Here is a 14,680-nt window from a genome sequence, read left to right on the forward strand (position 1 = left end):
AATGCCGTCACATCAGTGCAATAGCGTGTTGCGCTCAGAGTCTGCAACCGCCGAGATAAAAATAAAAAATAAAAACCTTATTTTATTAGCCATAATTATTCCTAGCAAAAGCACCTAAACATAGACAACCAGAGTTATAGTTAATATTTATTCAGATCAGAAATTCATACCTACATAAAAAAGATACAATTCAATCTATCCAAAAATGAAATTTACTAGATTTTTATCAACAAAGCATGCAAAAAAATCGAATTTAAGACTAATAAAATGGATCAGAAGTCACTTGGGGGGGAAATATGTGAAACCAAAAAAAAGCACCCAAAGATGCAAGGGTGCTAAGACCAGAGTGAACCCACGGGAGTGAGGCACTCTGGTTGTGGCAGAAGCGAGAACAGGGAAGCCTCTGCCAGAATGTGATCAGACCGGTTCTGATCTGATCACGACCAGGCTTTTAACGAAGAGAAAACAGCCGGGATCAGTCGATATTGATCCAGACGTTTTTGATCTCGGAGTATTTATCCAGCGCGTGCAGGGATTTATCACGCCCGTTACCGGAGGCTTTTACGCCACCAAACGGAACCGTGGTATCGCCTTCGCCCCAGGTGTTCACCCAAACCATGCCGCTGTGAATCTTACGGCTGACGCGGTGTGCGCGGGACAGGTTAGAGGTCCAGATCGCAGCGCCCAGACCATACTGGGAGTCGTTCGCCAGTGCGATCGCTTCCTCTTCGGTTTCAAACTCACAAACCGCCAGAACAGGGCCGAAGATCTCTTCTTTTACGAAGGTCATGCCGTTGTGGGCTTCGGTCACGATGGTCGGCTTGGCATAGAAGCCTGCACCTTCCTGATACTCAGGTTCACCACCCAGAATCACTTCGCCACCCTCGTCCTGTGCAGAACGGATATAACGGCTGACGGTATCCAGCTGCATCTTGTCGACCAATGGGCCCATGTTAGTGTTCGGGTCCAGCGGGTCGCCCGGCTGATAGCGGGATGCGGCTTCAACCAGTGCAGCGATAAACTCGTCTTTAATGCTCTTCTGTACATAGATACGGGAGCAGGCGATACACACTTCCCCCTGATTGGAGAAGATCGCTGCGGCTGCGCCACCGGCTGCTTTTTTGATGTTGTCGCAATCATCAAAGATCAGGTTCGGGGACTTACCGCCTGCTTCCAGCCAGACACGTTTCATGTTGGACTCGCCAGCGTAACCCAGCAGCATACCCGCCACACGGGTCGAGCCGGTGAAGGCCAGTACGTGAACATCGTTATGAAGCGCCAGCGCTTTACCGGCAGTGTGGCCGTAACCGGTCACGACGTTGAAAACACCATTCGGGATACCGGCTTCAGTGGCCAGCTGCGCCAGACGCAGGGCGCTCAGGCTGGTTTTTTCTGATGGCTTAAGTACCACACTGTTACCCGCAGCCAGAGCCGGAGCAATTTTCCAGCTCACCATCATCAGTGGGTAGTTCCACGGGGTGATACAGGCAACAACACCCACAGGCTCGCGGCTGATCAGCGCCAGAGAACCCGGTGCCGTCGGGGCGATCTCGCCATAAACCTTGTCGATAGATTCCGCTGTCCACTGAATGCAGTCGATAGCATCCGGCACGTCGATCGCGGTCATTTCGGAGATGGATTTACCCATATCCAGGGTATCCAGAACCGCGAATTCATCTTTGTGCTGCTCAACCAGTGCGGCCAGTTTCAGCAGCACCTTCTTACGGTGTTTAGGGGAAGCTTCCGCCCACTCACCGCTGCGGTAAGCCGCAAGACCGTTGGCAACGGCTTTATCAACATCAGCCTGATCACAGCTAGCCACATCGGTCAGATGCTCTTCCGTCGCCGGGTTGATGCTGGCAAAGGTCTCGCCGCTTTCGGCATCACAGAACTGACCGTTGATATAAGACTGACCATGTAAGGTCAGCGTTTTACTGAGTTCGAACCACTCGTCACGGGTCGCAGGGGATTTAACTGTCATTGTCTACCTCAGCTGAATTCGGTGCCGATCAGGTTGATCTGATCGCTTAAGTTGCAGTCAGTGTAGAAAGGACTCCACCGGTGGGGCTATACCCCTCAGGATATAGACCCGATTGCATCAAAGCCTGTCGGCCTCAGTATCGCCCAGGTTGTAGTAATGCTTGCGATAGAGATAGCTTGGCAACAGAGAGTGCGCCAGCGCCAGCTCGGCCTGCTGGGGACTGGCGGCTCCCTGAATCAAAAGGCTGTTATCCGACAGGTCTACCTTGCCACTGACCGCTTTCTGCTGGGGACGCAGGATCGTAATATCGTGACCGTCCAGATAAGCAAAAGTATTGTAAAACTGCATCATCGCCCGCCCCGGCTGGTTACGCTCAGCGGGATGACTCAAGTCCCGACCCAACATGGGATGATGACTATCCAGCCCCATAAGAGACAGCAGTGTCGGTGCCAAATCAACCTGGCTGGCAACGGTCTGAATACGCTCAGGTTTCAGATCGCCCCCCAGAATGACACCCGGAATACGGAAGTTCTTAACCGGAATCAGATCATTGCCATAGGCGCGGCTATCGTGGTCCGCAACCACAAGAAACAGGGTATCTTGCCAGTAATCAGCCTGCTCAGCCTGTTTAAAGAATTCCCCCATCGCATAATCAGCGTACTTAACTGCATTTTTTACGCTGGCTTTGGGCTGTTCTACCAGATCGATTCTTCCATCAGGAAATTCAAAAGGCTCATGGTTTGATGATGTAAAGATCAGCGTAAAAAAGGGTTTATCGTCTTTGTGCAAGTTGGTCAGGCGTTCATGGGCTTTTCTGAATAGGTCTTCATCACTTACTCCCCAACTACCGACAAACTCAGGCTGGCTAAAGTTTCTTTCATCGGTAATCTGGTCGAAACCATTCCCCATGAAGAAGCTCTGCATATTGTCAAAATGGGCCTCACCACCGTAAAGAAACTCGGTGTGGTATTGATGCCTTTTAAGCACAGAGGCCAGAGTGGCAAAATGTCTCTGGGACCCGGACAGCTTCACGGTGCTTCGGGCCGGGGTTGGCATAAAGCCCGCGACAACCGCTTCAATCCCCCGTACAGAACGGGTTCCGGTGGCAAAGAGGTGCTCAAATGACCAGCCCTTGTCTCTCAGACGATCAAGATTAGGTGTTAAACCCTTATACCCTCCGAGTGACTCAATAAAGGTTCCCCCCATGCTCTCCTGCAGCACAATGACCAGATTAAGCGGCCGCTCTCTTTTAACGGGTGTCCTCTGGGTGTGCAACGCTGGTGATGAGGCTAAATGATCAAATTCATTACTCTTCAGATGAGAGGCGGACTCAACCAGATCGAGTACTTTATCAAACGGCATTTTGCCGTACATATCAGATGACTTGGCCTCATCTTTCAGCTCGTAAGCGGCATAGGCTGCTGACCAGGCAGAACTTAGCATCAGGCTGTTCACCATAGGATCAGGGGTAAGCGCAAAAAAAGCTGGGTTCACCGGCCTGTGCCCCAAAGTTGAGCGAGCACCAAGAAAAACCATAGCAACCAGCAAAGGCCAGATTAAGAGCGATCTGCTGACGCTCAGTGAATGGAAATAAGAAAAGCGGGAGGAATAAGAAAACAACGAACAGTGTTGTCCCTGCGATGGAGGCTAAAACAGAGAGCCTGAAGCCATTCCAGAGCATTGAGATCACTTCTTTCGGATAGGACAGATACTCAATAAACAGACGATTTGGCCGAACATCGTACTGCATCAGAAAGGCGGGGGTTGCCAGCTCCATAAAGAGCAGTAGCGTCAGAATAAACACCGTCCAAAGTAAAAACAGTTTCTGCCAGACCGGACGCAGAATTTTAATACCGCTCAGAGGGAATAGCAGAACCGCAGGACTCATCAGCATGAAAACTATAATCAGATCGGCTCTTAGTCCCTGAGAAAAAATATCGGGACCGATTCCCGATTCCACAACTCTTTGCCACTGCCATAACGCTAAACCGACCCGGCTCAATGACAGTAAAAAAAGCCCCGAAATCATCACCAACAGAATTTTTCCTGCGTCGCCCAACCTGAAAAACAATCGCACCATAGTGACGGTAACCTTTTAACCAATAATTAATGGCTGGCAGCATATTGGTTAATTCTTAAAGCAATCTTAAGTCTTTGTGATGGGTCGGTTTAAGCCTCAGTTAAGTTTTAACTTTAAGAATAACAAACCTAAGTAAAGTTAGGTAAAACAACGGTCTGTAGCCTTCTCCTACCGGCTTCTTTGCTGAAATAATCCACGCCAATAAGACATTTCCCATCAAACAGGTACTGACAAGGACATCACAAATGAACCGATACAAAACGGTTTTCTGGGGCTTGCTGGGCATAACCACGCTGCTCTGGTTAATGGCCGATACGCTTATACCGACACCCCTTACCTACTTCTCATTCCGTCACGTGTTTACTCAGTATTCCGGTGTACTGGGGATTATGGTTATGAGTACCGCGATGATTCTGGCCACCCGTCCGGTTTGGCTGGAGTCCTGGATCGGCGGCATGGACAAAATCTACCGTCTGCACAAATGGCTGGGTATCGGTGCATTAGTTATCACAGCGCTGCACTGGTGGATGGCAAAAGGGACAAAATGGATGGTTGGCTGGGGCTGGCTTGATCGTCCTGAGCGCGGCCCACGCAATGAACAGGCTTTACCCGCTTTACAGGAGTGGCTCAACAGTCAGAGAGGTCTGGCAGAAGGGATTGGTGAGTGGGCTTTTTACGCGGTGGTCATTTTTATCGCATTAGCGTTAATTAAGCGCTTCCCTTATCGCCTGTTCCGTAAGACTCACCTATGGATTTCTGTGGCTTACCTCTTGCTGGTGCTGCACAGCAGTGTACTGATGAACTATGACTACTGGTCTCAGCCTGTTGGCTGGCTAACCTTGGTAATGATGATTGCTGGCAGCTGGTCAGCCGTTCTGGTACTTAGCGGCAGAACAGGGCAGAAACGCAAATTCGATGGCACAATTACTGGCCTGAACCACTATCAGAACACTCTGGAAGGCCAGATTACGCTGGATCAGGAAACCCGCAAATGGCCGGGACATACTCCGGGACAATTTGCCTTTGTAACGTCAGATCCTTCTGAAGGCCATCACCCGTACACGATTGCTTCAGCATGGAATCCGGCTGACTCTCAACTGACCTTTATCGTAAAAGAGCTGGGGGACTGGACGAGTCAACTGAAGCAGCGCCTGCGCACCGGTTTACCCGTACAGATCGAAGGCCCATACGGTTGCTTTGATTTTACCGATAACAAAGAACAGCAGATCTGGATCGCCGCAGGTATCGGCATTACCCCCTTTATCGCCCGCATGGAGCATCTGATCCAGCACAAGCAGCAGGATCGTCAAATTATCGACCTCTTCCTCTGCATGGAGCATCCGGATGCCGATCTGATCCGCAAGGTGGAGGCTCTGGCCAGAGGCGCAGATGTCAATCTGCATCTGGTAATCAGCAGCCAACAAGGACGACTGACACCAGAGCAAACAAGGGATCAGGTTCCCGGCTGGCGTGAAGCAAGTCTCTGGTTCTGTGGCCCGAAACAGTTCGGACAGGCGATCCGAACTGACTTCCACCAGCACGGTATTCACCAGAGCGCAATTCATCAGGAGTTATTTGAGATGCGTTAAGCCGTGCTCAAATTGACATCGAACCAACAAAAAAAGGCCAGCTTTCGCTGGCCTTCTCTTGAATCGGCTTGTATGCCTGCCCCGCTATTCGGCTTTTGCCTGCTTATTCGCGGCCAGCACGTAGAGGTATTCCAGAGCCAGAGTCGCAGCCGCTAATGCAGTGATCTCAGCATGATCGTAGGCTGGTGCCACTTCGACCAGATCCATACCGATCAGATCGACACCCTGCAGACCGCGCACAATTTTCAACGCGCAATCGATGCTGATACCTGCCGCGACCGGTGTTCCGGTACCCGGAGCAAACGCTGGGTCGATACCGTCGATATCAAAGCTCAGGTAAACCGGCTTGTCAGCCACACGGGCACGAATCTTCTCCAGTACGGCGTGCGGACCGTGATCACCTACCCAAGCTGCATCCAGAACTTCAAAAGGATGGCCCTCATAGGTATAGGCTGTACGGATACCAATCTGGATAGAATGTTCGGTATCGATCAGATCTTCTTCAACCGCATGGTGGAAAATGGTGCCGTGGTCGTACTGACTGCCACCGGAGTAGGTATCGGTGTGGGCGTCCACATGAACAATCGCCAGCGGGCCATGTTTTTTCGCATAGGCACGCAGAATCGGCAGAGAGATAAAGTGGTCACCACCAAAGGTCAGCGCGCTTTTACCGGCATCAAGAATAGAGCCGATATGAGCCTCCAGACCGTCAACCATGGTTTGTGGTTCACCGTGCTTAAAGCGGACGTTACCGCTGTCAGTCACCGTCAGATGATCATCCAGAGCAAACTTCCACGGCCAACGGGCACCTTCCCAGATCAGGTTAGCGGATGCCTGACGGATCGCCTGTGGCCCCAGACGGGAACCCGGACGACCGGAGGTTGCCATATCGAAAGGTACGCCACTGACAACGACATCAGCCAGAGAGGCCTGGATATCTCGCACCAGCGGAAACTGCATGAAGGTCATGCCCAGTTCACCGTACAGTGGCAGATCAGCGTTAGCGACGCTTCCGGTGTGAAGAGGTGCGGTTGCAGACATGGATGATTCTCCTAAATTCAACTTCTACGTTTTCAGGTTGTAGCGTTTCAATATGCTATGTGTCGTTTAATGAGATTCCCGAATGGTCTTATCCGGCCAACCTCGTTGGTTGGCTCAAGATTAGGCTTGCAGAAAACATTAGTGAAACGCATAGTTATAATATCGATATGCATGATATTAATACCAAGACCGCTATAAGGCCCTGAGAGCTTTTCTTTATGAAATCTTTGCGTCAGTTTGACCTGAATTTACTGGTCCTGTTTGAAGCTTTGCTGACAGAACGCCACGTTAGCCGAGCCGCTGAGAAAGTATTTCTCAGCCAGTCAGCGATGAGCCACGCCCTTAACCGACTCAGAGAACAGCTGGATGACCCCCTGCTGATCCGCACCGAGAACGGACTGCAGCCCACTCCCCGTGCCCTGGAGCTACTACCGGAAGTCCGCAATGCACTGCGCCAGATCGAGCGCAGCCTGAGCCCGCCACAAAGCTTTAATCCTGCCGATAGCGAACGGGAGTTTGTGATCGCCTGTACCGACTATTTTGAGGCGGTTGTCTTTCCGGAGATGATCAGCCACTTCCAGAATATTGCCCCCAATATTTCCGTAGAAGCCCGCATGATTGATGAAGATGCCTTCCATACCGATCTGGAAACCGGAGAGGTGGATCTGGTCGTCGGTATGGATATTAACGAGCCTGCCCCCGGCCATCTGATCGTCGAAAACTGGATCAGTGAGCAGCAGATTTGTCTGTTAGCCCAGAGCAATCCTGACCTGCCGGAACAGCTGGATCTGGAGGATTATATTCAGCGGCCACATATCGTGTTTTCAGATCTGGCGGGCAGCAACGCTAACGCCATTGATCATTGGCTGGCAGAACATAAACTCGCCCGTCGCAGTATCGCCCGAACGGTAAACTATATGGCGGCCGCCAAAATTGTCGCTCAGACTCAGGCTATTATGACCCTGCCCTATCAGATGGGATTGCTGTTCAGTGAACTCTTTCCGGTGGTATTAGCACAACCACCGGAAGGACTGCCCAGCGTACAGATGACTCAGATCTACCATCCACTATTTGCCAAGGAACCGGGCAGAGTCTGGCTTCAGGAACAGGTACAACACTTTGGGGATCGTCTGCTGAACAATGACTGAGAGCCATCATTCACAAATCGCAGACGTAAAAAAACCTCAGTGTTTACGCACAGAGGTTCTTCTTTAGCCGATCAGGTTCGGCAGTGATTCAGTATCAGATCAGCTTTTGAATCAGATCGCTTTGGATTCACCGTTCATCCAGCTGGCACGGCAACGGAGGAAGTCCGCCAGCGGGTAATCCCAATCCTGCTGGTGTCGGTCCTGCCAACGGCAGATCTCCAGCTGAAGCTCAACAGCATCAGGCTTTTCACCGGCTTTCAGATTTGTCCGATGGGTGTTCAACACGGCCAGCAAAGCATCGTGCTGCGCCTTATGACCGGCATACTGATCGAACTCTGTGGTCAGCATAAAACGTTCTTCCTGCTCAAAGTGCTCTTTCGCTTCCTGATAGATCTGCTCCAGCAGGTTGCCAAAAGCGCGCTCATCCACCAGAGGCAAGGCCCCCAGCAAAGCAGTAAATTTATGGTGCGCCCGGTCCATCGCTGCGTGTTCGTAATACTGCAGGCGCATACCCGGCGCAATTTCCGCCGCTTTCAATGTTCTCAAAGTGGTTTTTGCCGCATCTTTTGAGGAAGTCATAGCAACCGCCATCGTTATCAGGAGTTAGAGTTATCCGAATCACACCAAGCCGGAATCGGCAGGAGGGATATCCTCTTGATTTATGCGGTTTAAAACAATGCCACGGGTCAAGACTCCGTTGATCAGGTTCAACAGCTGTCTCCTTTAAGCGACTTCCTGTTCGCTTTTCAGCACAATATTTTTTTCAGGGGATGTTGCGCGACGGTTTGTCAGCAACGCCTGAGCAATACCGGATAATAGAATCAGACTACAACCGGAGATCTGCAAGGTATTCAGGCTCTGATCAAACAGCATCCAGCCCAGAGCAACCACAGTAATGGGTTCCAGATAAGCCAGCGTGCCAAAGGTAGATGCTGGCAGCGCCCTTAAAGCGACCACCGCCAGTACAATCGCCAGAAAACCCGGAACGATACCCGCCAGAGTCAACCAACCCCATTGAGGTAGTGTCATCACATCCCCCTGAAGCAGCATCAGAGGCAACATGCAAATGGCTCCGGCAAACATCTGATAACCGCTGCGGGTCAGTACGTGAATGCGCTCTTCAATCAGACGGTTGGTCAGCATAAAGGCAACGTAACAAGCCATAGCGCAACATCCGTAGAATAGTCCCAGTGCTTCATTCGCACGTCCGGCAAGGGAAAGATTGAACTCCATCATCATGGCAAACCCCAACAGAGCCAGCAGTATCAGCCCAATTGACGCTGTAGAGAGGCGCTCTCCCATAAAAAAGTGCGCCACAATTGATGCCATAACCGGTGCCAGATACATCAGCATCACGGCATTTGCCATCGTGGTGTATTGCATCGCAAGAATATAGAAAACCACAAACCCGGCCAGAAATGCGCCGGTCAGTAGCACCTTAACACCGGGCCAGACAAAGAGTTTTTCTCTCTGGCGGGTCACCAGAAGGAAGAGAACCATCAAAAGCGCGCCGATAAACAGTCGATAAAAAGTAACGGTCTCAGCACTGACATTGGCAAAGAGTGAGATGGTACCAATCGTACCCATGAAAAAGGCTGACAACGCTGCAGCCAACAAAAAGATACCTGAAGATCCCGATGACATAGTCAATACCCTGGAAAAAATGAAAACCCAAAAAGTAAAAACCGGTGCTTCAGACACACCGGTTTGCATTAGGTTGAGATTATCAATCTCAGGCTTAATTATGCCAGTAGTATTTTATGTTCATCATCCACTGATATCGCCGACAGCGGTTATTCCGGAATTCTGCCCGCTGACAGAGACTCAAAGGCCCAACTGAGGTTATCCCTTGCCTGAGCTTCTCTCTCCGTACGAAAGAGATTTGTACGATAGATCGCATCCGCCTTAAGCAAGGTTTGCAGCAGCTCAGCCCGTTTCTGACAATAAATACCCACCGGAACCTCCCGGTACTCACTACGAATCGCCTGCTCGTAAGTTCGGTACTGTTCGCTTGGGGCACCTAAAATCGCCAGATCGATATCCAGAATCCCGTTTGTATCCGGACACGAGGCATTGACCTCCGATTGGGAACCGGCGTCACCGTGGCGTGTCGCCACAATAAGCTGGTAAACCCGCTCGGTTTTCTCGGGATTGGCCTGCTGACTTTGCAGAAAAGCCTGCACCCATTGAGCACTTTTCAGCTCATTATCCTGCCGGAACGGATCATAAACTGCATCATGAAACCAGATAGCCAGTTCAACCTCATCGGGATATTGCAGATCAGCCCGAAGCCGATCCAGATGGCCGAGACAATCATCCACATGAAACTCGGTATGATAATAGCGTCCCTCTTTGCGATAAGCATCCTGCAGCATCTCAAACAGCGGGCCATGCTCAGCCAGCCCCCACTGCTGCATCAGCAATTTCCAGCGGGAGAAATTAAAGCGTTCCATAGAGGCACTCCGGATCAAAGCAAAAACACTAAGTTAAAGAATTTAATTACAGAATCATAGGGTTATAGATGATTCTAAGTTAGCTTACCAGCTTGTCAGCGATGAATTTGGGCTATTAAAAGGTTACTCCCAGCGAGCCTCATCGGGCTGAAGTTTAAAGCCTATGGTTCGGCCATCCGCACAGAGCTGCTCAACCCTGATCGGTGCTCCGTCCGTATCCAGCTCAACAAGACCGATTCCCGCGCTGTTCACCAGACGCTCGCCAGGGTCACCGGTTTTAGGTCTTCGGGGGATAACCCGCATTTTCCGCCGCTTGGTAAACCAGTTAAGCGGGGATCGGGGCGAATAGAGCCAGCGATTCAGGCGGTCAAAAACGGTCAGTAGTGTCGCCGGAAACTCGTTTTTAAAACCACTGCTGGTGATCTGCCAGATATCCGGCCCCCGCTCATGACCACGCAACTCAATGTCATAAACAAAGGAGTAATGAACGTCGCCTGAGAGAATCACAAAGTTCTTCGGTGTCTTAGGGTGCCGGAAGAGATTCATCAACGCGTAGGCGGCACCTTTATGTGCCATCCAGTTTTCCGCATCCACCATCAGAGGCTTACCGATCCAGGTAAACACACGCTGGATCACCTCAATAAGCTTTACACCAAAAACGGGAGCAGGAGACACCATCACCACGGCTTCATGGCCGATGAGACGCTGCTGCAGATCCGTCAGAGATTCCCAGTCCATCAGTCCCGATGGCAGATCCAGAGAACGCTCTGAACGCCAGCGATGAGTTCGGGTATCCAGAACCAAAAGCACGGGCTGCGTATCCCACTGATAATGCCAGTTTGGAAAACGGATCAACTCATCAATCAATGCAGTGTGCTGATGGCCTCCGGGTTTGAACAAACAACGTTGCATCTGTTTTATCAGGGTATCAGGAATCTGCTCCGGAGCATTTCCCCACCCCTGGCACAGCAGATATCCGATCAGGGTGTTGCCGATAATCCGATGGGAAAAATCCTGGCCGTAAGCCGTTTGCTCCCAGGCCGCCGTCAGGTTCCAGTCATCGGTAATATCGTGATCATCAAAAATCATCGCCACCGGCAGATGCGCCATCAGACGGCGCACTTTAGAAAGACCACCGACAAAGCGCTCCAGCTCACGGGCTTCTCGGAGATAGAGCACCGCCTGATCCGACGTCAGAGTTTGGGTCAGGTCCTCCACGCGGGGCACGGTACGGTTTTGCCAACCTGCGGGGGACCAGACCAAAAGATACATCGATAGTACTTCAGCCAGCGTAATCAGATGATTATGGGCATTATCTGAGGTAAAGACCGGCTTGCGGGCACCACCAAATACCAGGTCGGTTACCGCCTGCCCGCCTTCAGTATCCGGCAGCAGCGTTTCCCGGTGGTAGTAATAGGGGTGATCCCGATGCAGCTGATGAGACGAACGCACCTCCGAACAAGGCAACGCTTCGTCGGCAAAGCCCAACCGGTCAGTCAGCTGGTGGATCGAGGCCAGAAAAGGAGCCGCCACATCGTCAGCATAGATCTGATCACCACTCATAATAAGCACCGCCGGCCAGTCCTGAGGATCTTTGGCGGCCAGCTCATCATCGGCCCGCCAGAGGCCATCATCACTTTCGTGGTGAGGTTTTCGACAAGAACCATGCAGCAATTTGGTTAATCGGCTTTTCAGAACAAAACCCGGCGTTTCTTTTCCGGGATAAGCCAGATCAGGAGCCCACTGTCGCCAGCTGACAAAATGGCTTTCCGTCAGAGATGAAAGATTCTGCTCAGGTTCCGTCAGAGGAGCAAAACTCAGTTCGTAGCCGATCCAGCAATCTTTGGGCAAGTCGGTTTCCAGCTTAATTTCGACCATCTGAAACCAGAGATGATCAGCTGCCCTGATCTGTTGACAGCTGCGACGCCATCGATCTTTTCCGATACTGACGGCTCCACCCGAATCCGGCAGCAGCGCCAGATGACCCGCTACCGGTTGAGATGTTGCCAACCACAGCGTCAGGCTTGATGGCGTACAGCGACGAAGCAACGGCCCGGCCAGAACCAGAGGCAGATCGGACAAATTATCCGAGGCAGAAAAACGCGGGCTGTAATCGCTTCCGGTCATGGGCAAACATTCCTCTCTTGGCAATTTCAGATCTAACCGATAGGGCCAGGGGGATGCCAATTGAGCCTCAGCGATTAAACCTGATTCGGGTGTCAGACAATAAAATCAGATAACAGAGTCGTATGAAAGTTGCCTTCTTGTACATGAAAAGGTCAAAGATTGCTTAAAGACGTGCTGAAGACGGGCACATTTAGAGTGCAATAAATAGAGAGCAATAAATCGAGTGCAATAAAGATTCTTCTTTAATATTATTTTTAAAAGGGAGCATTCGGTGAAAGTCTAAGGGATTTGGTGACACAAAAGCAGCTAAGCTAGTGATGAGTAGTTTATGGCGACCTGCAGCATGTACCCGTTTCGGTTACACCCAACAGGGCCAGAAGTTTGAGGCGAGGTGAGAGCGATGATGAAAGAGCCCAAGGATTTTCCTGCTGTAGCGTTCGAGATCACGAACAGATCGCGACTGAAGGAACTTGCTGAACTCGAAATCATGGGTACAGAGCCTGAGGACCAGTATGACCAGCTGATCTCACTGATGACGCTATCCTTTAACACCCCCATAGCCGCCATCTCTTTTATTGACGAAGACCGGCAGTGGTTTAAATCGGAAACCGGCATCAACAAACAGGAAGTTTCCATCGCCGATGGCTTTTGCAGCCATACCCTACTCAATGGGGTCTCTGTTATTGAAGACACCCATACCAATGACACCGTTAAAAATTTACCAATAGTTAATGACGAGCCTTACATCCGTTTCTATGCTGGTGTGGCGATCAAAAGCCCAAACGGGCAGCTCATAGGTACCTGCTGTATCATGGACCGGCGACCCCGGCAGTTCAACGACACTGACATTCGCCAACTACTCCTGTTTGCCCAGCTGATTGAAACCCAGTTGCGCAATCATGCTGAGTTGTTGAGTATTAAACGTCAGGCTCTCAACTCCACCTACTACGATCCTCTTACCGGACTACCGAACCAAAGTCTCTTTATTGATCGACTGGACCAGGCGCTGATGAGTGTTTCTGAGGGCAGTCAGATTAATATATGCGTCGTCCATCTGTGTCGCTTTGCCGAAATGAACCAGGCCAGAGGCAAAGACTGGGCTGATAAGGTGATGTTCTACACCGCTATCCGCCTCAGAGGCAGCCTGCCTATCTCTACGACTGTCGCCCGCCTCGAAGGGGCAAAACTCGCGGTGTTCAGTGTAGAAAAAAACGATGGCCGATCGACATCAAACAGCCATAAGGGTCTGGCCAAACGTATTCTGGAGCTCTGCGAGCAGGAGATTCGTGTTGATGGCTCCGTTCTGCATATCCCGGTCAAGCTGGGCGTTAGCCACTACCCGGCAACCGGGTCGACACCGGACTCTCTGCTTGAGCAGGCAAAGTCCTCAAGCAAGCGCGAAAAAACCATCAACTACTACTCAAAAGAATATTCCAGTGAAACCAGTCGTCGCTTTGAGGTTGAACAACACTTACAACATGCTCTAAGTGAAAACCGCTTTCATGTGGATTATCAGCCGATTGTTGATATACAAAGCGGTGAGCTGAAAAGTCTGGAAGCCCTGCTTCGACTGAATGTGGAAGAAGGACCTATATCCCCTGAAGAGTTTATTCCCATTGCCGAAGACACCGGGCTTATTCTTCCTGTGGGTGAATGGGTCTTAAGGGCCGTATGCCGACAGATTGCGACCTGGCGACCCTACCTTGGCGATGCACATCTGCCCGTGGCGGTTAACTTGGCCAGCGAACAGATGAGCCTGAAAAACCTGAACAGTCTGGTGCTATCGGCTGTTTACGATAATGACCTCGCTCACTCTCAGCTTCAGCTTGAAGTGACGGAAACCAGCCTGATGAAGGATATTGACCGCGCAATCCACAACATGGAGGAGATCCTGCGCCACGGCATAGACTTCTCACTTGACGACTTCGGCACGGGCTACTCTTCACTAAGTTATCTGCAGCGTCTGCCGGTTACTAAAGTCAAGCTGGACCGGGCGTTTATTCAGAATATTGATACCAATACACATGATCGGATTCTGGCGAAAAATATCATCAACCTCTGCCATGAACTTGGCAAAATTACAGTGGCAGAAGGGATCGAAACGCAATCCCAGCTGGATACACTGAGGGAACTGGGTTGTGATCTGGGCCAGGGCTATTTTTTCAGTCGTCCACTGAGCACCGAGTCGATCAACGAGCGCATTATCAATCAACAGCTGATTTTTCCTGATATTGCCGGGTAACGAGCATGATGACCGATGG

Annotated in this window: 11 protein-coding genes; 3 read left to right on the forward strand and 8 right to left on the reverse strand. The window is 50.9% G+C overall.

All coding sequences use genetic code 11. The annotated features are described in order from the left end of the window. Nucleotides 1-475 precede the first annotated feature (475 nt). The 3 genes from AC4GL5_RS17230 to AC4GL5_RS17240 form a co-directional block, all read right to left on the reverse strand. Nucleotides 476-1,981 (reverse strand): aldehyde dehydrogenase, encoded by a 1,506-nt coding sequence (locus AC4GL5_RS17230; RefSeq protein WP_490384040.1) that lies wholly within the window; start codon nucleotides 1,979-1,981, stop codon nucleotides 476-478. A gap of 117 nt (nucleotides 1,982-2,098) precedes the next feature. Then, complete coding sequence (locus AC4GL5_RS17235; RefSeq protein ID WP_490384041.1) at nucleotides 2,099-3,424, reverse strand: LTA synthase family protein; 1,326 nt, start codon at nucleotides 3,422-3,424, stop codon at nucleotides 2,099-2,101. A gap of 19 nt (nucleotides 3,425-3,443) precedes the next feature. Then, on the reverse strand, nucleotides 3,444-4,061 hold the full coding sequence (locus AC4GL5_RS17240) for a hypothetical protein (RefSeq protein WP_490384042.1): 618 nt from the start codon (nucleotides 4,059-4,061) through the stop codon (nucleotides 3,444-3,446). Between the two features lie 245 nt (nucleotides 4,062-4,306). Between AC4GL5_RS17240 and AC4GL5_RS17245 the strand changes: the two genes are divergently transcribed. After that, nucleotides 4,307-5,650 carry a ferredoxin reductase family protein gene (locus AC4GL5_RS17245; RefSeq protein ID WP_490384043.1) on the forward strand — a complete coding sequence of 448 codons (1,344 nt, stop codon included), beginning with the start codon at nucleotides 4,307-4,309 and terminating at the stop codon, nucleotides 5,648-5,650. 84 nt (nucleotides 5,651-5,734) lie between these two features. On the opposite strand, the gene speB is transcribed toward AC4GL5_RS17245, so the two are convergent. Beyond that, nucleotides 5,735-6,691, reverse strand: a complete 957-nt coding sequence (gene speB, locus AC4GL5_RS17250; protein ID WP_490384044.1) for an agmatinase — start codon at nucleotides 6,689-6,691, stop codon at nucleotides 5,735-5,737. A gap of 218 nt (nucleotides 6,692-6,909) precedes the next feature. Between speB and AC4GL5_RS17255 the strand changes: the two genes are divergently transcribed. Continuing rightward, the gene (locus AC4GL5_RS17255) at nucleotides 6,910-7,839 is read left to right on the forward strand and encodes a LysR family transcriptional regulator (protein WP_490384045.1); all 930 of its coding nucleotides are present in this window, start codon (nucleotides 6,910-6,912) and stop codon (nucleotides 7,837-7,839) included. A gap of 111 nt (nucleotides 7,840-7,950) precedes the next feature. On the opposite strand, the gene AC4GL5_RS17260 is transcribed toward AC4GL5_RS17255, so the two are convergent. The 4 genes from AC4GL5_RS17260 to AC4GL5_RS17275 form a co-directional block, all read right to left on the reverse strand. Further along, a complete protein-coding gene (locus AC4GL5_RS17260; RefSeq protein WP_490384046.1) occupies nucleotides 7,951-8,418 on the reverse strand; it encodes a bacteriohemerythrin in 468 nt (155 codons plus the stop codon). 144 nt (nucleotides 8,419-8,562) lie between these two features. Next, nucleotides 8,563-9,483, reverse strand: a complete 921-nt coding sequence (locus tag AC4GL5_RS17265; RefSeq protein ID WP_490384047.1) for a DMT family transporter — start codon at nucleotides 9,481-9,483, stop codon at nucleotides 8,563-8,565. A gap of 149 nt (nucleotides 9,484-9,632) precedes the next feature. After that, on the reverse strand, nucleotides 9,633-10,292 hold the full coding sequence (locus AC4GL5_RS17270; protein ID WP_490384048.1) for an HD domain-containing protein: 660 nt from the start codon (nucleotides 10,290-10,292) through the stop codon (nucleotides 9,633-9,635). A 123-nt stretch (nucleotides 10,293-10,415) separates the two neighbouring features. Beyond that, nucleotides 10,416-12,419, reverse strand: a complete 2,004-nt coding sequence (locus AC4GL5_RS17275) for a metallophosphoesterase family protein (RefSeq protein ID WP_490384049.1) — start codon at nucleotides 12,417-12,419, stop codon at nucleotides 10,416-10,418. A 400-nt stretch (nucleotides 12,420-12,819) separates the two neighbouring features. Here AC4GL5_RS17275 and AC4GL5_RS17280 point away from each other — a divergent pair, with 400 nt between their 5' ends. Next, on the forward strand, nucleotides 12,820-14,661 hold the full coding sequence (locus AC4GL5_RS17280) for a bifunctional diguanylate cyclase/phosphodiesterase (RefSeq protein ID WP_490384050.1): 1,842 nt from the start codon (nucleotides 12,820-12,822) through the stop codon (nucleotides 14,659-14,661). Nucleotides 14,662-14,680 lie beyond the last annotated feature (19 nt).

Source organism: Oceanospirillum sp., from assembly GCF_982874595.1.